A 19,771-nucleotide genomic window follows, 5' to 3' on the forward strand; every position below is an offset into this window, starting at 1 on the left:
CCTGTGTTCTGTCTCCTTTTCACATAGTAATTTTATTATACGAGGGTTTACCTCTTCTTTCTTCTGCACACAAACACTCCGCCTGTTGCAAGTGCCATCGCCATAGCTGCCCCTGCCCACGGACCTGTCGGAGTTCCGGTTATAGTTACGCCCTGCGCGCCGATATTAGGGTTGGACACTGTGATAGTCGCCCCCTGATCAATGTTTATACCCAGATAATCAGCCAGTTTCTTCATTGATATTGAAAACTCTATCTCATCACCCTTTCCCGTCTCAGTGTGTGCTGCATCATAAACCGTAAATGCCACATCGCCATCTATATCTGTATAGTAACCTGCGAACACACCAAAATTCCTGTATATTCCCTCACCTAGATTATACATCTGTCCCGACCAGTTGATCGAACCATCTGAATTCACAGGTAATACATTGAGCACACACTGTTTACCATCTACTGTAATGTTCCAGAACTGGAACTGCATCTGTGATGTGTACAGGTCATTCATGGAAAAATGCACATACAGCCTGTCGCCATCTATCGCAATCTGTCCCTTGTGAACCGAATAGCCATTGTTGCTGTTATATGTTATATCAGCAGATGGATACTGACTCCATTCACCGTAATATCCATCTATGGCAAGCCCTGTTGTGACAGGTCCACTTGAATTGCTCTTTGCCGCATCTGTCTGGGTTGCAACTGCATCATCCGCAAATGCCTGTATTCTGCCGCCCATAATAGAAAAAACTATAAAAATAACAGCGAAAGAAACAGCCATAACGCCTCTGTTCAAATGTTTCTTATACGATTCTCTTTTCTTCATACTCATCACGCCTCATCTCTGTAGTATATTTTCATTGCTCAATTTATATATGTATATATTTCATCTATATCAGCTAAGTCCTGTCATACTCTCAAGTTTCAATATATCATCAAATATCTTCTGATAATTTCTGTTGCTTGTATCCATGTTCATGGTCGGCAGCAGCATCCTGTCAGATACCTGATACACACATAGCGGATTCTCAGATATATCAAGCTGGTATAACTCCATACCACTTTTCATAAGCTGTTTTCGCAATTTCTCGTAGAAGTAGTCGCCTATTGTCTCAAGGGTATTACCACATCCCTCAAACTCAGGAAGTTCATTAAGATACCGTCCCCTATACTGATCTATAAATGACGAGATGATTGCTTCCAACTTAAAAAAGGGAATATCCTCTTTACTATCCTTCATACCTATATAAGTGACAACTGTAAATGAGTGTCCATGTATCTTCGTTATGTCGCCATTAAAACTATGTTTTGCATTAAAGTAGGTTCTGTATATATAGTAGTTAAACAACCATACCCCTCCCGACCATAAACTTCTATTTCAACTTAATAAGACTCATTCTTATCATCTCTAAATTATAAGTACATCATTGTGATATATCAATGATGAAAAATTGCCAAAATAATGTCTGTTTTATGAACATTTTGTAACTTTATGTATAGTCAGAACGTTTCAACCGATTGCGCTGTTCACATTTTATTATCTGTTTGAGTGTTATTGATTGAATAGTCACAGAATCAGTCAAACAGTCATGATGTGAAGAGTCAAAAAAAGATCCCATCCATATGAATGAGATCTTTTTATCTATATCTGCATTATTGCCCCGACATTGCCATTTATGACTCAAGCAGTTTCTGAACACTTACAAGCTTTACGCAGAGAACAAATATCTCTGTTGCCTGATGCATCTCCTCTGGTGTTGGGAATGAAGGTGCGATCCTGATGTTGCTGTCCTTTGGATCGTTGTGGTATGGGAATGTTGCTCCTGCGCCTGTGAGGATAACTCCTGCCTCCTTGCACTTGGCAACTATAGCCTTTGCACAGCCTTCCATAGCGTCAAATGATATGAAATATCCGCCGAGAGGCTTGATCCATGAACCAATTCCAAGTCCATCAAGCTCCTCCTCAAGAACTTTGAGAGTTGTTTCAAACTTTGGTCTCATGAAATCAGCATGCTTCTTCATATGCTCCTTGAGTCCATCAAGGTTCTTGAAGTATCTTGCATGTCTGAGCTGATTTACCTTATCGTTTCCTATGGTCTGTATTGTGTAATGCTTCTTGGCATCCTCAAGATTTGCATGTGATGTAGCCATAGCTGAAACTCCTGAACCAGGGAAGCTTACCTTTGATGTTGAAGCAAACTCAAATACCATATCCGGATTGCCGGCCTTTTCACACTCTCCGATGATATCAAGTATCTCTACCTGATTGTCCTCATACAGATGATGGATGACATATGCATTGTCCCAGAAGATTCTGAAGTCCTTAGCTGCTGGTCTTAGATTTGCAAATCTTCTTACTGTCTCATCGCTGTAACAGATTCCCTGTGGGTTTGAGTACTTTGGCACGCACCATATGCCCTTTACTGTTGGATCTGAATTTACAAGTTCTTCAACCATATCCATGTCTGGACCTGTCTCTGACATAGGTATGTTGATCATCTCTATTCCAAAATGCTCTGTGATGGCAAAATGTCTATCATATCCTGGAACAGGGCAGAGGAACTTCACCTTGTCAAGCTTGCACCAAGGTGTCTCTCCCATTATTCCATGTGTATATGCCCTTGATACAGTGTCAAACATAAGAGTAAGACTTGCGTTACCACCGATGAAGATATGATCCTCAGTGGTTCCCATCATCTCAGCCATAAGTCTCTTGACCTCTGGAATTCCATCAAGGCACCCATAGTTTCTGCAGTCTATGCCACACTCTGACTTCATATCAGAATCACTGTTGATAACATCCATAAGACCAACAGATACTCCAAGCTGGGTTGGTGATGGCTTACCTCTTGACATATCAAGGTTCAGGCCAAGAGCCTTCTTCTCTTCATATGCCGCAAGCAGCTGCTCTCTAAGTTCCATTAACTCTTCTCTTGATAATTCACTGTACGCTTTCATAAAAGTCTCCCTTGCTACCTAACAATGTTATAGTTATATGTCCAGGTTGCACGTCAAAATATTCTACATCAAATAGACTATCCTAACGTTCAACCCTTGTATCATATAATTTATTTCTCCGGTTGTCTAGACCTTAATCGCATAAGTTTGCAGTATTTTGCAAATTTTGGTTGAAAAATCTAAGTTTAATCACTGTATTCGACTATATTTTCGTCAAAATTTCATATTTAACTTTTTATTTTCAAGTTAGCCGACATTGAAAGATGCTGCAGTGTTCTTTTGGGGTCGGCTTAAATATATGGCTCTATTGGTTATTTAGATGGTATCATGGATGCTATCTCAGCGGCAAGCTGCGACTTCGGCATGGTCTGAAGTGTTATCTTGCCAGGACCAGTTACCACTGTATTGAAGAATCCCTCTCCTCCAAAGAACATATTCATGGCACCACCCTTTACTGTCTCTGCGTTTAAGGAACATGTTGCATCCATCATTGCAAGATAACCTGTGTCAATGACCATCTGCTGTCCCGGTGCAAGCATGTAATCCACAACAGAACCATCGATTTCAAGGAACACTATTCCCTGACCTGTAATCCTCTGCATAATAAATCCCTCACCTCCGAAGAACCCACCGGCTATCTTCTTTTGAAAAGCTATCTCCAGATTGATTCCCGGTGTCGATGCAAGGTATGCTGACTTCTGACAAATGATCTCCTTGCCAGGTCCTATCTCAACCGCCATAATATTTCCCACAAAGCTTGAACCGAATGCTATCAGTCCAGGTCCCCCCTGAGCCGTATATGTATTTCGGAACATCGATTCACCGGATATGGCTCTGGTGAACATCTTGCCTACTCCGCCACCTGATGTCTGCATCTGCATATTCGGAGACATCCATACCATTGCACCTTTTTCGCAGTTTATAGATTCCCCTGCCTCCAGAATGATTTCTACCACAGGCATCATGCCGCCTTTGATCTCGTATCTCATATAATCTGACCTCCCTGTATTCTTCATATTTAATATGAGTTTCATTTTTTTAATTGGTACAAATGTATTATATAGTAAATACTATTCATATAACAATGTTTATTTATAAATCATGAATAAAAGCCTGTTTTTATTAGGCATCTCACTTTTTCCCACTTTTGGAACGAGTTTTTTCATATATTAATTGCTTTTTTTGAAACACAATGGTATATTTATTCAGATAAAATATGAAAGGAAGATGTAAAAATGAAACTCAAAAACTTATTAGCAATTTCAATGTCAGCAGTTCTGGCTATGACAGCTCTTACTGCTTGTGGAAGCAAGGATGACTCTTCGGAGGCAGCTTCAGAGAGTGCTTCATCATCAAAGAAGACTGCAAAGGTCATAGAGATTGACCTTACAGACGAGCAGTATGCTTTCGGTGTTGATAAGGATCAGCCTGAGCTCTTAACACAGGTCAATGATTTCATCAAGTCAATGAACGAGGATGGATCATTTGAGGAGATCTGCAATCACTATTTTGGTGACGGCGAGCCAGTTGCCGTTGAGTCGGCAACACTCGATGCAAACAAGGATCAGCTTGTAGTTGCAACAAATGCTGCATTCGAGCCATTTGAGTATACAAAGGGTGAGAACTACTATGGTGTCGATATGGAGATAGCTAAGGCTCTCGCAGACAAGCTTGGCAAGGAGCTCGTTATCCAGAACATGGATTTCGATGCTGTATGTCTCTCAGTTGGTCAGCACAAGTGTGATATCGCTATGGCAGGTCTTACTATAAAGCCAGACCGTGAGGAGTATGTAAGCTTCTCAGATTCATACTACAAGGCTTCTCAGAAGCTTATCGTTACATCAGACAATACAGAGTTTGATGATTGCAAGACAGCTGATGATGTCAACAAGATTCTTCAGGCTAAAGGCTCAGACATGAAGATTGGTTTCCAGACAGGTACTACCGGACAGTTCTACTGCGAGGGTGACGCAGACTGGGGATTCACAAAACTTGCTATGACTTCAACAGGCTACAAGAACGGTTCACTTGCAGTTCAGGATCTTTTAAATGGTAACCTCAACTATGTTATCATCGATGCCGCTCCAGCAGCCAGCATCACTGCTGCTCTTAACGCAATGCAGTAAATTTCAATTCGGATTTAGTAGTTTTAGTATTAACGCCAATTATGTTTGAAAGGATATTTCATGGGAGACATTTCTACAAAAATACAAAAGTTCATAGAAATATTCATCGACAACAACGGGTATGTTAAGGTAGTCGAGGGTCTGAAGAATACTGTGATAATAGCCATTGCCGGTCTTATCATCGGTATAATAATCGGTACCCTCATTGCTACCGTCAGGGTAATTCCAAAGTACAAGCGTCTGCCTAGAGTTCTGGATGCGATCTGCAGTGTATATGTAGGTTTCTTCCGTGGAACACCTATGGTTGTACAGCTCCTTCTCTTCTACTATGTTCTTCTTCCTATAGTGGGAGGACACATGACAGGAGTTCAGGTGGCCATGCTTGTATTCGGACTCAACAGCGGTGCCTACATCTCAGAGATCATGCGTGGTGGTATACTCTCCGTTGATCCAGGTCAGATGGAAGGTGGACGTGCCATGGGACTCAGTTTTTCGACTACCATGCTCAAAATCGTTATACCTCAGGCAGTCAAGAATATTCTGCCAACCCTTGGAAATGAATTTATTTCTTTAATAAAGGAGACTTCAGTTGTAAGTTTTGTCGGAGCAACTGATCTCTACGTTGCATTCAACTACATCGGAAGTAACAGCTACGAATTCATGGTCCCTTATCTGGTCATGGCACTTATCTACATCGTGATGGTGCTTCTCATCAGCCTGGGAATCAAATTAATGGAAAGGAGCCTGAGAAAGAGTGATAGACGTCATTAATCTTGAAAAAAGCTTCGGTGATAACAAAGTCTTAAACGGCATCAATATCACCATAGACAAAGGCGATATAATGGTTGTTATCGGTCCCTCAGGTTCTGGTAAAAGTACATTTCTTCGCTGTTTGAACTGTATGGAAGACCCTACCGGCGGCCAGATTATATTCAATGGTGTTGATATAGCAGACCCTAAGGTTGATATCAACATACACCGCCGTCATATGGGTATGGTTTTCCAGCATTTCAATCTGTATAACAACAAGACTGTTATACAGAATATCATGCTTGCTCCTGTCTATGTCAGATGTCAGGATCTGAAAAAGGCAAAGCGGCATAATCTTCTGCTTCCTGTCACCAATCTCTTCCGCAAGGAAAAGCAGACAAAGCAGGAAATAACAACAACAAAATCAGAGATCATTGCCGAGGCACATGCAAAAGCGGAGGAACTCCTGAAGAGGATCGGTCTGGAGGACAAGGCGGATGTATATCCATCTACTCTCTCTGGCGGTCAGAAACAGCGTGTTGCCATCGTCCGTGCGCTTGCCATGAATCCTGATGTCATTCTGTTTGATGAGCCAACCTCCGCTCTTGACCCCGAGATGGTCGGCGAGGTTCTTGATCTTATGAAGGCTCTTGCAGACGAAGGCATGACAATGATCATTGTTACCCATGAGATGGGATTCGCCAGGGAGGTTGCCAATAAGGTCATATTTATTGACGACGGACAGATTCTTGAATCTGGTACACCGGAGGAATTCTTCGGCAACCCTAAGAATCCTAGACTTAAGGATTTCCTTTCAAAAGTGTTATAAGACATTTTATCTGTGTTTTTTAAGACAGATTGTAATATCGCAGTTTATCCGGCATGTATGGCATTTCATACTTGCCGGTTTTTTTAGACCGTTATCCGCTGTTTCCTGTTTCTTTTTAATATAATTCTCTTTAATTTAATTCTTGATCCATTTCATATTTCAGTTCATTTTTTCAATTTATTTCCTTATTAGCTATGTACTTTTGGGCTCTTATACTTTATAATGACAATAATTTGGGCATTTTTATAAAAGAAAATAAACGATGTCCGGCAATGTTTAAAATCACATTAAAATACTTCTTTATTTTGTGTGATTTCATGTAGTTTTCAGTGCTCTCGCTCTGAACAAGAATCATTTTACAATAAGGAGAAAAATATGCCAAAAAGAGAAGACATTAACAAAGTTCTGATAATAGGATCTGGTCCAATCATCATCGGTCAGGCATGTGAGTTCGACTACTCAGGAACTCAGGCGTGCAAGGCCCTTAAGAAGCTTGGTTACGAGATCGTATTGGTCAATTCCAACCCTGCTACCATCATGACAGATCCTGAGACAGCTGATGTCACATACATTGAGCCGCTCAATGTCAAGAGACTTGAGCAGATAATTGCAAAAGAGAGACCTGACGCTCTTCTTCCAAATCTTGGAGGACAGTCAGGACTTAACCTTTGTGCTGAACTTGCAAAAGAAGGCATCTTAGACAAATACAATGTCAAGGTCATCGGTGTTCAGGTAGATGCCATTGAGCGCGGTGAGGACAGAATCGAATTCAAGAAATCCATGAACGCAATCGGAATAGAAATGGCAAGAAGCGAGGTTGCCTACTCTGTAGATGAGGCTCTCGCCATCGCAGATCAGCTCGGATACCCTGTTGTTCTTCGTCCTGCATACACCATGGGCGGTGCCGGCGGCGGACTCGTATACAACAAGGAGGAGCTCAAAACTGTCTGTGCAAGAGGTCTCCAGGCCAGCCTTGTAGGTCAGGTCCTCGTTGAGGAGTCAATCCTCGGATGGGAGGAGCTTGAGCTTGAAGTTGTACGTGACTGCGAAGGCAATATGATCACTGTATGTTTCATCGAGAACATCGATCCTCTCGGCGTACACACAGGTGATTCATTCTGCTCCGCTCCTATGCTCACAATCTCTGAGGACGTTCAGAAGAGACTTCAGGAGCAGGCATACAAGATCGTTGACTCTGTTGAGGTCATCGGTGGAACAAATGTACAGTTCGCACATGACCCTGTATCTGACAGAATCATCGTAATCGAGATCAACCCTAGAACATCCCGTTCTTCTGCTCTGGCATCAAAGGCTACAGGATTCCCTATTGCCCTTGTGTCAGCCATGCTGGCAACAGGACTTACCCTCAAGGATATCGAGTGCGGTAAGTATGGCACACTAGACAAATACGTTCCGGACGGTGACTATGTGGTTATCAAGTTCGCACGTTGGGCATTCGAGAAGTTCAAGGGTGTTGAGGACAAGCTCGGAACCCAGATGCGTGCCGTAGGTGAGGTCATGAGTATCGGTAAGACCTACAAGGAGGCATTCCAGAAGGCTATCCGAAGCCTTGAGACAGGAAGATACGGTCTCGGCTACGCCAAGGACTACAATACAAAGAGCAAGGATGAACTATTGCGCATGCTTGCACATCCATCAAGCGACAGACATTTCATCATGTACGAGGCGCTCAGAAAGGGTGCTACAGTAGATGAGATTTTCGATATAACAAAGGTTAAGCACTACTTTGTTGAGCAGATGAAGGAACTCGTTGAGGAAGAGGAAGCACTCGCAGCACACAAGGGCTCTCTCCCATCTGACGAGGCACTCACCACTGCAAAGAAAGACGGTTTCTCAGACAGATACCTCAGCCAGATCCTTGAGATTCCTGAGGAGGACATCAGAAATAAGAGAATCGAGCTCGGAGTTACTGAGGCATGGGAAGGCGTACACGTAAGTGGAACAAAGGACAGTGCTTACTACTACTCCACATACAATGCACCTGACAGCAATCCGATAAATGAGAACAAGCCAAAGGTTATGATCCTCGGCGGAGGTCCTAACAGAATCGGTCAGGGTATCGAGTTTGACTACTGTTGCGTACATGCATCACTGGCACTTAAGAAGCTCGGATTTGAGACTATCATAGTAAACTGTAATCCAGAGACTGTTTCAACTGACTATGATACATCAGATAAGCTCTACTTTGAGCCACTTACACTTGAGGATGTTCTCAGCATTTACAACAAGGAAAAGCCAGTGGGCGTCATCGCACAGTTCGGCGGTCAGACACCTCTTAACCTTGCTTCTGACCTTGAGAAGAACGGCGTAAAGATCCTCGGTACATCTCCTGCTGTCATCGATCTTGCAGAGGACAGAGATCTCTTCCGTGAGATGATGGATAAACTTGAGATACCTATGCCAGAATCTGGTATGGCTACTACTGTTGACGAGGCACTTGAGATCGCTCACAAGATTGGCTATCCAGTCATGGTCCGTCCATCATATGTTCTCGGTGGACGTGGTATGGAGGTCGTATACGATGACGAGAGCCTTGACGGATATATGAGAGCTGCCGTTGGTGTCACACCTGACAGACCTATACTTATAGACAGATTCCTGAATCACGCCCTTGAGTGTGAGGCAGATGCCATAAGCGACGGAACTCACGCATTTGTTCCTGCCGTTATGGAGCACATCGAGCTTGCCGGAGTTCACTCAGGTGATTCAGCCTGCATCATTCCTTCAGTACACATCACTGCTGAGAATGTTGCTACTATCAAAGAATATACAAAGAAGATCGCTGAGGAGATGCATGTCGTAGGTCTTATGAACATGCAGTACGCTATTGAGAAAGGCAAGGTATATGTTCTTGAGGCAAATCCTAGAGCATCCCGTACAGTGCCTCTCGTATCAAAGGTATGTAACGTGCGCATGGTTCCTATCGCTACTGATATCATCACATCAGAGCTCACAGGAAGACCATCTCCTGTTCCAGCTCTCAAGGAGCAGCACATACCATATTACGGAGTTAAGGAGGCTGTATTCCCATTCAACATGTTCCCAGAGGTTGACCCGATCTTAGGACCTGAGATGAGATCTACAGGTGAGGTTCTCGGACTTTCAACCTACTACGGAGAGGCATTCTACAAGGCTCAGGAGGCTACACAGACTCTCCTTCCTACAAGCGGAACTGTCCTGATCTCTGTAAACAGAAAGGACAAGGATGAGGTTATCGAGATCGCTCAGCTCTTCGAGCAAGCTGGTTTCAAGATCCTTGCTACAAGCGGAACATATGCCATAATTACAGCTGCCGGAGTTAAAGCTGAGAAAGTCAAAAAACTCCAGGAGGGCAGACCAAACATCAATGATCTTATAACAAATGGCTCTATAGACCTGATAATCAATTCTCCGAGCGGTAAGGAAAGTGCCCACGACGATAGTTACCTCAGAAAGGCTGCCATCAAGGCAAAGATTCCTTATGTGACTACAATTGCAGGCGCAAGAGCAACCGCAAAGGGTATCCTGTACGTTCAGGCGCATGGTGACAGCGATGTGAAGTCACTGCAGGAGCTTCACAGTGAGATAAAGGACGCTGAGTAATATCGGGCGCGGGCGGCTTTGCCGCTCAGGTAGCCCGGATTGCCAGTTAAAGGACTAGAGGCTTGCTCTAGTTTACAATTTGTTGGCCAGCAAGACCTCTCAGCATTCAAAAGTGCATAAAATTTTATCTAAAATGACAAAAACCAGGAAAAGGATACAATTTCTAATGTCTTTGTATCCTTTTCCCGGTTTTATTTTAATTTGCGAAAATATTATGCGCTTTTTATTGATTACACTTCTCTCCAAGCTACCCTTCTCGCCAAACTACCTACACTGAGAGTCGAACATTTGTTTGATGTGATATATGCGGTGCTACCCTATTCGGTAGGCGGTTAGCCTTTATCACAGGAGTTTATAGCCATAATCAGCTTTATGCATCACTTGCTTTGCTCTTGATTATGCCGTTGGCTCTAAGAGCAATGATAAGACACAAAAATAACCGCCCAGTCCTAACAAACTTTAGCGGTTACTTTTGTATCCAATAATATCAGGGCTAACCGTCTATCGGTTGCACCTTTTGATATTATATTAGCATTCTCCACCCCCTTCATGTCAAACGTATATTAACTCATATTTTCCATATCTCACTGAAACTTGCTCATCATTTCCTCAAACAACTCAGGCCTGAGTAAGACAAGTCCGCCGTGTCCGAGTTCCGGTAATACTTCAAACTCCGTCTGAGGTAGCCTGCGCCTGATATACGCTATATCATTTTTCCGCTCTTTTTCTTCATTCTTTGCGTACCAATAATGGATGTGCGTATCAATCTTCGGAACAGGATCCGGCACCTTATAGTTATTGCACGATTCAAATGTTCGCCACAGTGTTTTGCTGCTGCAATGTCTCAGAACATCCGCAACATACTGCAGATCTTCCTTGGAATAGTCATCTGTAGCAAATGCCTTTTCCAGCAAAGCCACACCGCCTGCTCTGCCTATCATCATCATTAGATAATCCTTGAGCGCAATAAAGCGTGTCACGATCCATGGCAACTGATACGGTGTGATTCCGCCGTCTATTACACAATGCTGTATTCTAACCTTCTGTCCCAGCGCAACCATAAGCGCAACGGAACCGCCCATAGAACAGCCATATACAGCATATATCTCCGTGAATCCCTTCGCCTTGATCCAGTTATTTAAGTCTGATGCAATCTGCTCCACGCTTGTAAAGTCATTGTCATTGTCAAAATCATAACCCGGAAGTGCCGGAACCAGCAGATGATAATTCTTTTCTAACAGAGGAATTACATTCTCAAAGTAATCCCACTTCACAACAGATGGATGTATCAATATTATCGTTTCTTTATTCTCTTTTCCGAACTCATGGATAGTCATTGTATTTTTCCTTCCTCATACCATATTCTTTCTTTAGATCATGATGAAAATATTAAACTCTTGCCATCATGATCCAATTCAACGCTCAACAATTACGCATCATGCTGATACACTTGTCCCCATCATGCCGCCTGCCGGCTCAATGAGGGCATTCGCATAAAGAGTGCATATTCAACAATTGTCTCTGATATTTTTCACCGCCATTACAATCTTTGCCACACTATATATCAAAGCAATTATCAGCATGCATCGTGAAATCAAGATTCCACCAGTGAATTGTATCGGAATACAAATCAGAGGTATAAGTATTATTGAAAATATAATTGAAAATATGGGATGCTTCATCTTGATATTGAAATATAAAGCAAGTATTGCCATTGCAATACCAATCAGAAACATAATCCCAAATACTATAAGTAAAAATGCTATTGTATTTACCATTTCAAGCTCCCCTCATACAAATATTTGCCGCATTTATCAAATGCCGCAATCAGATCAAGGAAACGCTGGTCAAATGACTCCTCGTAGAATCCATATTCCTCGAATCTGCCTGGAATTGCAAGTGCATCGTAAATCCACAGGCTAACATTGTGAACATTGGACTCTAGTCCATTTTAACGTCATTTTATCAGTGTGACATGGAAATCACAGCATTCATCACCCTGACCAAGGGTCTTGGTACGCTGAAGCTGGCCTCCTTCATTTCTGTAATTTCTCTCATCCATATTGCACAGGCACGGAACGAATTCAAAGCAGTTTTCCCTCTTGCCCAGTTTGCATATTCCACATTCCGTATAAGTGTTATAGAATTCGTCTACACCTTTCTCGTAGTGGAATTTCCAGTCAAGCTCATACTTTGATGTCTGGCTTGCTATGCTCTCCTGCACCTTTTTGTCCTGAACATTGTCAGTGAAGAGCGTACACTTCTTGTTCTCATGCGCCTTCACCATGAAAGGCGAATCGAACACCGCAGTGACCATCTCATCCACAACTTCAGGTGTGATCCTATCCGGCTCTGCCTTGTGCAGTGAAAATACAAATGCTGCGATATACAGGTTCATCTCCAGTGAGCTTCCACCTATATCGGGAGTTCTGAGAAGCATCTCCTTGTACTCTCTCTTCACGGATCTTTTATATCTCTTCATGTCCATATCAGGATATATCTGCGCAAGCCTTGCAAGTGCCTGCTTAAAACACAGCAGTTCCACAGCTTTTGCATACATTCCATATTTCAACATTTTAATCGCCTGCCCTTTTTATTCCTGTATCCATTCCTTAAGTGCGGCTGAGAGTCTTCTGTCTATATCCTTTCTCGTCGCCTCGCACTCATTTGGATAATCCTTTGCAGCCTTGAATATAAACTTCATGACGAATTTCAGTCCAACCGGAAGTGCCATACGAAGCATCGATTCCGGCAGAACAAAATGAGTTCCATGCTCATACACAAGCGGCACATACTCACATGTATGTGGACGCTCCTTCAGTCGCTGATCCATTCTGCGGATGTATTTGCCCGCCTCCCAGAACGAGTCGTCGTCTGCACCAATCAAAAACAGCTTTCCCCTTATGTTCTCGACCTTGATCATTTCCTCTTCTGTGTGTTCTCTGGCCTTCTCCGAATCGATAAACAGACAGGTACTGCGCTCAATGTCGCCGGAGCCCTTTGTCTCCTCCTCGATTTTCTGCCAGTACACAGGATGCTCATACACAAATGGCATATAAGCAAGAGGCTCGCCTCTCCACGAAAGAGTCGATGCACCCGGTATCGGCCATTCCTTACATCCGTCTTTTTTGCCCTGTTCAAATCCCTGCCATACAAAGTCACTTGCCGTAAGTCCAAATGTCAATGTGATATCAGGAAAATACGATGCCGCAACAATGGAATCCATTCCAGCCGTACTCATTCCCATGATGCCTATTTTCCGGTTTCCATGACTTTTCAGCCATGCAATAGCCGACTCTATTCTCTCAAGCGGATTATTTACATGGCTGTAATTCTTCTTTCCAGGAGATATGCAGAGTGCGTTCACACCATTTTTGTGCAGCCACTTTGCTCCGCACTTCGCCATAAAATCATTCGGATCGTCTCCAAACAGTCCTATGAATGCACAGTCAGCCCCATTTGGATTCTCGTAGTATGTTCCGTAGAACCCATCCTTCTCGATCTCAAAAAACTGTTTTTTCACAACTTTTTCCTCCATTTTCCTGTATACTCCAGACCGCCCTCGCTGCCTGATAACACAATGACAACTTTATCTCTTCTGTCACCAACCGGATATAAGACACAATCCGCCTTGTGCAGTGTTTCTTTTATAGTCTCAGAACCTTTCATTTGTTACATCCCCCTGATCCAATTCTCTTAACAACCACAATGTTAGTCGCTGCTAACTTTATTGTCAACTGTTATTGCTTTATAAATCAAAAAAACTCTCGCAAATAAAAAAGCAGCCAGACAAAATTTTGCCTGACTGCTGGTAGATGCTCACCCAATTATTATAAATATTTACTTCAATCGAACCCTACAGTTCCTTGTGGCGTGCAAAGTAATCCTTTGTCTCTGCCACAACCACACTGCTGAGTGCAAGCAGTGCTATGATATTCGGAATCGCCATAAGTCCGTTAAATATATCAGCGATAGTCCATACAGCCTTAACTGTCATGTATGGTCCGATAAATACGCAAAGTATGTATAACCAACGATAGATCTGAACTGAAACCTTGCTGCCATTTGTGAGGTACTCAAGACACCTCTCACCATAGTAATCCCAACCAAGGATAGTTGTAAATGCGAAGAATACAAGGCAGATCATCAGGATGAATGCTGCAACCTGACCTGGCATAAAGAAAAGTCCCTTTTGGAATGCATCAGTTGTGACTGCGATTCCCTCAAGGCTGCCATCCTGCCAGCTTCCCATCATAACGATTGAAAGACCTGTCATTGTACATACGATGATAGTATCAATAAATGTACCTGTCATTGTTACAAGTCCCTGACGAACAGGCTCCTTTGTCTGAGCTGCTGCTGCTGCGATAGGTGCAGAACCAAGACCAGCCTCATTCGAGAAGATACCACGTGCAACACCTTTCTGCATGGCTATTGCAAGACTTGCTGTAACACCACCTGCAAATGACATAGGCTTAAATGCGCACTTGACTATTGTTTCAAATGCAGCTGGAACTTTATTTATATTAACTATGATAAGAACCAGACACACCACGATGTAGAGAACTGCCATGAATGGTACTATAATCTGAGAAACCTTTGATATTCTCTGGATTCCACCGATTACGACAAGTCCTACAAGGATTGCAAGAATAAATGCTGAGATGACGATGGCTATTGAGTAGTCATTTCCAAAGATTGATACTGTATTTGCCTTGTCAGGATCAAAGAAAGCCTGAACTGCAGAAGCAATACCATTTACCTGTGTAAATGTACCGATACCCATGAGACCTACGCATGCTCCGAAGAATGCAAATATCTTTGCAAGCCATTTCCACTTGTGACCCATACCATTCTCAATGTAGTAGAAAGGTCCTCCGAGAACGTGTCCATCCTCGTCAATCTTTCTGTACTTTACAGCAAGCAGTCCCTCTGAATACTTTGTTGCCATTCCGAAAAGCGCTGCTACCCACATCCAGAAAAGTGCTCCAGGACCACCGGCAAGGATACCTATAGCTGTTGCTACTCCTACGATGTTACCTGTACCGATAGTTGCTGAAAGTGCTGTACATAACGCGCCAAAGCTCGTCACCTCTCCTGTACCGTCTTCCTCATTCTTGATCATGAATCTCAGTGCCTTTGGCAGATGAACTATCTGAAGGAACTTAAGTCTGATCGTCAGATAGATTCCGCAGACGATGATGAGTATTATGAGTGGCAAGCCCCAGACAATATCATCAACTTTGCCTAAAAAGTTTGTGAATGCGTCCATGTTACTCCTCCTATTTTTTATTTATAATTCACAAGTGTAAATTATAGCATAAAAATTCTTAAATAAAAACGAAAAAACACGCATTTTCAAGATTTTTCTTGGTTTTTTGCATGTTTTTTCGAATATTTATTTATTATATTACGAAATCTCGTCCATCTATATTCTTTACCGTCTCTTTGCCATATGTGGTTTGTCATTACTTCTTATAAGCATCCACACAAGCGAACTGACAAGAAGGAGTATTGGATAAAACAAATTTGGGATTATCTGGAATGCTGATATCTCATGTCCCAGCTCCGACACCGCTGATATTGCAACCAGCATCTGGGCACCGTAAGGAATGATTCCCTGGAATATGCATGAAAATGTATCAAGCAGCGACGCTGATCTCTTCGGGGATATACCATAATCCTCTGCCATCTCCTTTGCTATCGGATTTGCCATGACTATCGCGACCGTATTGTTGGCTGTGGCTATGTCCATGGCTCCAACCAGAAGTCCGATTCCGAGCTGACCTCCCTTGTCACCCTTGAACACCTTCTTTATAGCCGAAAGCAGCGCCTCAAATCCGCCATACTCTCTGATGAGTGAACACATGGCAGCCACAAGTACAGCTACCATACTCGTCTCGAACATTCCCGCTGCACCGCTTCCCATATTCGTCAGGAGATCCACTGCTGCCGTCTGCCCTGTGGCAAGCATGATGATGGAGCCTGACACGATTCCAACTATCAGGACTACAAACACATTAAATCCCACTATTCCTCCTATGAGTACCAGAACATAAGGAATGATCTGTATCATATTGTAATCATGGTGCACTACTCCGCCTATCTCAGTATTGAATGACTTAACCAAGATTACTATGAGCGTCACAATCGCCGCAGGAAATGCTATCCAGAAGTTTGCCCTGAACTTATCTTTCATGGCACACCCCTGACCATTACATGCTGCTATGGTAGTATCCGATATGAACGACAGATTATCTCCAAACATTGCACCGCCCATTATGGACGCCACACAGAGCGGCAGATTAAATCCTGACGCATCGGCAACCGCAACTCCTATAGGCGTCAGAAGTGTTATTGTTCCAACAGACGTTCCCATAGCTGTTGATACAAAGCATGCTACAACGAACAGAACCGCCACGGAGAATCTCGCCGGAATGATACTCAGCATAAAGTATGCCACACTCTCGGCACTGCTCCGCCCCACGACTCCCACAAATATTCCCGCCGTCAGGAATATGAGCAGCATGGTTATAATATTTTTGTCTGTAAGTCCATTTGCCATGATCTGAAGCTTCTCATCAAAGCTTACCTTTCTGTTCTGCAGACATGCCACAAATATCGCCACCATAAAGGCGACCACTATTGGAATATTGTAAAATCCCATCGGGATCTTCAGCACGTACTCAAACAGTATTCCAAGTCCCAGATACAGGACAAGAAAGACGTATATAGGTATCAGTGCCGCACCATTTGACTTCTTCATAATTCTCCCTCTTCTTTCAATATTTTACCTAAATCGGATATCTTTTAATTGAACCTTTCTTCTGCCACGGTATACAAGATACAACGCGTGGACTCCCTCCGGGAAATCCACTCTGTTCTCGCACCATCTCCACTCTGTCTCTGAGATATCTTCAGATACAGGTATATCTATTCTTCCAATACTCTCACCGTCTTCTGTCACGCATATGTCAAAGTATCCTTCTACATTCTCTGCCAGGTCGTTTGCATCCTTGATCTGCTCCTGATTCTCGCATCTCTCGTCTACCCTGACAGGTCCCTCGTACACCACCTTATTCGCATCCGTCTCATATCTGACATTCACGCCAAATGTACTGCTGTCCTCAAGCGCAAAATACTTATACCCTATGAGTGTTCCATCCTCTATCTCCGCAATAAATCTATCCTCACCCTTGTTCGTCACATTAGGGAATTCTGTCGTGTATATACTGTTGGAGCCGTGTGGCATATGTCCATTTGTCAGGTTGCATGCTATCACCGCCGGATACGTGCCATTTGCCACAAGCGGGCCATCGTTCAGACCGCAGCTCGTAACCTCCACCTGGTCTATGTGTCCATCCGCAGCTATATATATCTTCTCGGCACAGGCCTGTCTGCTGTAGTCCGACTTATGTGTGAGCCTGTGATAGAACACGTACCACTGACCATCTATGCACTCTATGCTTCCGTGCGTGGTTCCGGTCATATTCAGCTTGTTCTCGAAACTTCTTCCCTTATATCCCACATCGCCATTTGACACTATTGTTCCGCCAAATGTAAATCCGTGATCCGGATAATCGCTCACCGCATAGCACAGCTCATGGTTCTGCCATGTCGAATAAACAAAGTAGTATTTGTCTCCCACCTTTCTCATGGATGAACCCTCAAAAAATGGATGCTCCTCAAATGATGTGCCTTTCACAGCGTAAGGAATGATGTGCCTCGATTCTTCCTTGACCGTCAGCATATCGTCCTCAAGCACCACCATGATCGGTCCCATGATGCTGTCCTTGTAGCCAAGTATCTCCTCCTTTGTTCTTCCAAACATAGATACCTCATCATCCAGCCTGCCATTTGTCAGAAAATCAGGCTCCTCCTCGTATCCGTACTGGGTTCCGTAGAATATCCTGATGGTTCCGTCATCATTCATGGCTGCCGGATCAAAGCAAATGTACTTCTTCATCACAGTTCCGTCCTTGTAATGCACATGGCCAAGATATTCGTATTTGCCCGCCGGCGTATCGCACACAGCCACACTGATCGGACCTGTGTATCCGCCGTAACCGTAGTCACCGCCCATACAGTAATACAGATAATATCTGCCATCATTCCCCCTCACAACATCTGGCGCGTACATATACTTCAGCTCCGGGTATGCCGGATCCTGGCTCGCCCTGTATGTAATGCCCTCGCATCGCCAGCTTGTCAGATCTTTTACCGGCGCGGAGTACACCACATAATCCTGCATACAGAACGTGTAACCGCCCTCCTTATCGTGAGATCCATAATGATAAACCCTGTCGCCCCATACATGCGGCTCGCCGTCCGGTATGTACTCATTCAGCGGCAAAAAGGGATTGTAAACCTGCCTGTTCATATATCTTCTCCTTCTTGTATCAATTTTTTCTGTTCCCCTAAAACAACAAATCCCCAACATGATCCGCGTCATCTACAGACATGTTGGGTTCTCATATTTACAAGTATATTTAATAAAACTTTTTTAGTCAACAAGCACTTATAAAAAAGGATGCATCTGCTCGCAGAGTTTCTTCTCAAGCTCTATGAGTCTCTTCGTCTTATCCTTCGCCCTGTCATCCGCCGCCTTATATTCGTTTAGATATTTATTCAGCGACTTCACACCCATATTGCAGCCATCCGTCATAAGCTCCGCTATGGTATTGTCAGACTCATCCACTATGAGTTTCACATTTGTCTTGATCCATGACATGCCCTTTGCTATTGGATTTGGATCCTTGCCATCGTCATGGTACTCATCCAGTAGTTTCTGTATCTCCTGTTTTATTGCGTTGTGCTCCTCCTTACATTCTATAAGTATCTTCTTCATTTTCGCCGCATGCACATACCCAAGCACCTCATCAATAGACGAAACACCCATCTTGATCCCGGCATCACATTCCCTGAGCAGCTTTATTGTGTCTGGTGATATCATCTCATATACCTCCTTAGCCTGTATATGAGTATGTTACCCGGTGTTTGAAAATTATATACTCTGCTAAACAATCCTTTTTGGAGAGTTTCCTCATATGTATAGACAAAGGTTGACACCCCACCCGATAATCTTTATACTGTTATTACAAATGTAGTATTAAAGGAGTATAATCTATGAAACACATTCCCCAGATTTCCGAAGCTGAATATGAAGTTATGAAGGTTATATGGAAATATGCCCCTATAAGCACAAATGACATTACTGACAAACTGTTGCAGACCACTTCATGGAATCCTAGGACTATCCAGACTCTCATCAAAAGACTTTCTGATAAGTCCGCCATCTCCTATGAGAAAAAGGGCCGCATGTTCGTCTACTCCCCTGTCATCAGTCAGGAGGAATATCGAAAACATGAAAGCTCATCTTTTCTAAAGAAGTTTTTCAATGGACACATATCCGACATGGTTTCTGCGTTTGTGGATAGTGATGAGCTTAGTGCTGATGATATAAAGGAACTTCAAGACATATTAAATGTAAAAGGCACCGGGAGGAAATAA

At 43.2% G+C, this 19,771-nt stretch carries 18 protein-coding genes; 5 read left to right on the forward strand and 13 right to left on the reverse strand.

Translation table 11 applies throughout. From position 1 onward, the window contains the following. Positions 1–47: 47 nt before the first annotated feature. The 4 genes from OCV54_RS04130 to OCV54_RS04145 form a co-directional block, all read right to left on the reverse strand. Positions 48–821 carry a Firmicu-CTERM sorting domain-containing protein gene (locus OCV54_RS04130; RefSeq protein ID WP_015535029.1) on the reverse strand — a complete coding sequence of 258 codons (774 nt, stop codon included), beginning with the start codon at positions 819–821 and terminating at the stop codon, positions 48–50. A gap of 69 nt (positions 822–890) precedes the next feature. Beyond that, the gene (locus OCV54_RS04135) at positions 891–1,343 is read right to left on the reverse strand and encodes a 6-carboxytetrahydropterin synthase (protein ID WP_022216358.1); all 453 of its coding nucleotides are present in this window, start codon (positions 1,341–1,343) and stop codon (positions 891–893) included. 326 nt (positions 1,344–1,669) lie between these two features. Beyond that, a complete protein-coding gene (locus OCV54_RS04140) occupies positions 1,670–2,953 on the reverse strand; it encodes an aspartate aminotransferase type Ic (RefSeq protein ID WP_055222733.1) in 1,284 nt (427 codons plus the stop codon). A gap of 311 nt (positions 2,954–3,264) precedes the next feature. Further along, entirely contained in the window at positions 3,265–3,942 is a 678-nt protein-coding gene (locus tag OCV54_RS04145) for a TIGR00266 family protein (protein ID WP_022216357.1), read from the reverse strand. Between the two features lie 246 nt (positions 3,943–4,188). Between OCV54_RS04145 and OCV54_RS04150 the strand changes: the two genes are divergently transcribed. The 4 genes from OCV54_RS04150 to carB all read left to right on the forward strand — a co-directional run bounded on the left by OCV54_RS04150 (position 4,189) and on the right by carB (position 10,261). Then, complete coding sequence (locus OCV54_RS04150) at positions 4,189–5,079, forward strand: transporter substrate-binding domain-containing protein (protein ID WP_004853029.1); 891 nt, start codon at positions 4,189–4,191, stop codon at positions 5,077–5,079. Between the two features lie 60 nt (positions 5,080–5,139). After that, positions 5,140–5,850: an amino acid ABC transporter permease gene (locus OCV54_RS04155; RefSeq protein WP_004853031.1), complete on the forward strand. Its 711-nt coding sequence runs from the start codon at positions 5,140–5,142 to the stop codon at positions 5,848–5,850. Then, positions 5,834–6,658 (forward strand): amino acid ABC transporter ATP-binding protein, encoded by an 825-nt coding sequence (locus OCV54_RS04160; protein ID WP_055222736.1) that lies wholly within the window; start codon positions 5,834–5,836, stop codon positions 6,656–6,658. Before OCV54_RS04155 ends, OCV54_RS04160 begins: the two co-directional genes overlap by 17 nt. 375 nt (positions 6,659–7,033) lie before the next feature. After that, complete coding sequence (gene carB / locus OCV54_RS04165; protein WP_055222738.1) at positions 7,034–10,261, forward strand: carbamoyl-phosphate synthase large subunit; 3,228 nt, start codon at positions 7,034–7,036, stop codon at positions 10,259–10,261. A gap of 584 nt (positions 10,262–10,845) precedes the next feature. Here carB and OCV54_RS04170 read toward each other — a convergent pair. The 9 genes from OCV54_RS04170 to OCV54_RS04210 form a co-directional block, all read right to left on the reverse strand. After that, positions 10,846–11,598: an alpha/beta fold hydrolase gene (locus OCV54_RS04170; protein ID WP_004853039.1), complete on the reverse strand. Its 753-nt coding sequence runs from the start codon at positions 11,596–11,598 to the stop codon at positions 10,846–10,848. A gap of 171 nt (positions 11,599–11,769) precedes the next feature. Further along, the gene (locus OCV54_RS04175; protein ID WP_055222740.1) at positions 11,770–12,039 is read right to left on the reverse strand and encodes a hypothetical protein; all 270 of its coding nucleotides are present in this window, start codon (positions 12,037–12,039) and stop codon (positions 11,770–11,772) included. Positions 12,040–12,218: 179 nt separating this feature from the next. Beyond that, complete coding sequence (locus OCV54_RS04180) at positions 12,219–12,836, reverse strand: L-2-amino-thiazoline-4-carboxylic acid hydrolase (protein WP_022216354.1); 618 nt, start codon at positions 12,834–12,836, stop codon at positions 12,219–12,221. Positions 12,837–12,854: 18 nt separating this feature from the next. Continuing rightward, a complete protein-coding gene (locus OCV54_RS04185; RefSeq protein ID WP_022216353.1) occupies positions 12,855–13,784 on the reverse strand; it encodes an acyl-CoA thioester hydrolase/BAAT C-terminal domain-containing protein in 930 nt (309 codons plus the stop codon). Continuing rightward, complete coding sequence (locus OCV54_RS04190) at positions 13,781–13,930, reverse strand: hypothetical protein (protein WP_015535036.1); 150 nt, start codon at positions 13,928–13,930, stop codon at positions 13,781–13,783. The genes OCV54_RS04185 and OCV54_RS04190 overlap by 4 nt, the downstream gene beginning before the upstream one ends. 187 nt (positions 13,931–14,117) lie before the next feature. After that, positions 14,118–15,533, reverse strand: a complete 1,416-nt coding sequence (locus OCV54_RS04195; RefSeq protein ID WP_055144286.1) for an alanine/glycine:cation symporter family protein — start codon at positions 15,531–15,533, stop codon at positions 14,118–14,120. A gap of 165 nt (positions 15,534–15,698) precedes the next feature. Then, entirely contained in the window at positions 15,699–17,027 is a 1,329-nt protein-coding gene (locus tag OCV54_RS04200; protein WP_055222742.1) for a Na+/H+ antiporter NhaC family protein, read from the reverse strand. Positions 17,028–17,051: 24 nt separating this feature from the next. Continuing rightward, entirely contained in the window at positions 17,052–18,641 is a 1,590-nt protein-coding gene (locus OCV54_RS04205; protein WP_055222744.1) for a family 43 glycosylhydrolase, read from the reverse strand. A gap of 138 nt (positions 18,642–18,779) precedes the next feature. Further along, positions 18,780–19,214 carry a hypothetical protein gene (locus OCV54_RS04210; RefSeq protein ID WP_015535037.1) on the reverse strand — a complete coding sequence of 145 codons (435 nt, stop codon included), beginning with the start codon at positions 19,212–19,214 and terminating at the stop codon, positions 18,780–18,782. A gap of 173 nt (positions 19,215–19,387) precedes the next feature. On the opposite strand from OCV54_RS04210, the gene OCV54_RS04215 reads away from it, so the two are divergent. Continuing rightward, positions 19,388–19,771 carry a BlaI/MecI/CopY family transcriptional regulator gene (locus OCV54_RS04215; RefSeq protein ID WP_022216347.1) on the forward strand — a complete coding sequence of 128 codons (384 nt, stop codon included), beginning with the start codon at positions 19,388–19,390 and terminating at the stop codon, positions 19,769–19,771.

The sequence above is a fragment of the Coprococcus aceti genome (assembly GCF_025567285.1).
Classification (GTDB): Bacteria; Bacillota; Clostridia; order Lachnospirales; family Lachnospiraceae; genus Coprococcus; species Coprococcus aceti.

Bases quoted from the DNA above. Each gene is read 5' to 3' on its own strand.
- OCV54_RS04130 (WP_015535029.1), bottom strand. From the start codon at position 821: ATGAAGAAAAGAGAATCGTATAAGAAACATTTGAACAGAGGCGTTATG.
- OCV54_RS04140 (WP_055222733.1), bottom strand. From the start codon at position 2,953: ATGAAAGCGTACAGTGAATTATCAAGAGAAGAGTTAATGGAACTTAGA.
- OCV54_RS04145 (WP_022216357.1), bottom strand. From the start codon at position 3,942: ATGAGATACGAGATCAAAGGCGGCATGATGCCTGTGGTAGAAATCATT.
- OCV54_RS04150 (WP_004853029.1), top strand. From the start codon at position 4,189: ATGAAACTCAAAAACTTATTAGCAATTTCAATGTCAGCAGTTCTGGCT.
- OCV54_RS04155 (WP_004853031.1), top strand. From the start codon at position 5,140: ATGGGAGACATTTCTACAAAAATACAAAAGTTCATAGAAATATTCATC.
- carB (WP_055222738.1), top strand. From the start codon at position 7,034: ATGCCAAAAAGAGAAGACATTAACAAAGTTCTGATAATAGGATCTGGT.
- OCV54_RS04170 (WP_004853039.1), bottom strand. From the start codon at position 11,598: ATGACTATCCATGAGTTCGGAAAAGAGAATAAAGAAACGATAATATTG.
- OCV54_RS04175 (WP_055222740.1), bottom strand. From the start codon at position 12,039: ATGGTAAATACAATAGCATTTTTACTTATAGTATTTGGGATTATGTTT.
- OCV54_RS04180 (WP_022216354.1), bottom strand. From the start codon at position 12,836: ATGTTGAAATATGGAATGTATGCAAAAGCTGTGGAACTGCTGTGTTTT.
- OCV54_RS04190 (WP_015535036.1), bottom strand. From the start codon at position 13,930: ATGAAAGGTTCTGAGACTATAAAAGAAACACTGCACAAGGCGGATTGT.
- OCV54_RS04195 (WP_055144286.1), bottom strand. From the start codon at position 15,533: ATGGACGCATTCACAAACTTTTTAGGCAAAGTTGATGATATTGTCTGG.
- OCV54_RS04200 (WP_055222742.1), bottom strand. From the start codon at position 17,027: ATGAAGAAGTCAAATGGTGCGGCACTGATACCTATATACGTCTTTCTT.
- OCV54_RS04205 (WP_055222744.1), bottom strand. From the start codon at position 18,641: ATGAACAGGCAGGTTTACAATCCCTTTTTGCCGCTGAATGAGTACATA.
- OCV54_RS04210 (WP_015535037.1), bottom strand. From the start codon at position 19,214: ATGATATCACCAGACACAATAAAGCTGCTCAGGGAATGTGATGCCGGG.
- OCV54_RS04215 (WP_022216347.1), top strand. From the start codon at position 19,388: ATGAAACACATTCCCCAGATTTCCGAAGCTGAATATGAAGTTATGAAG.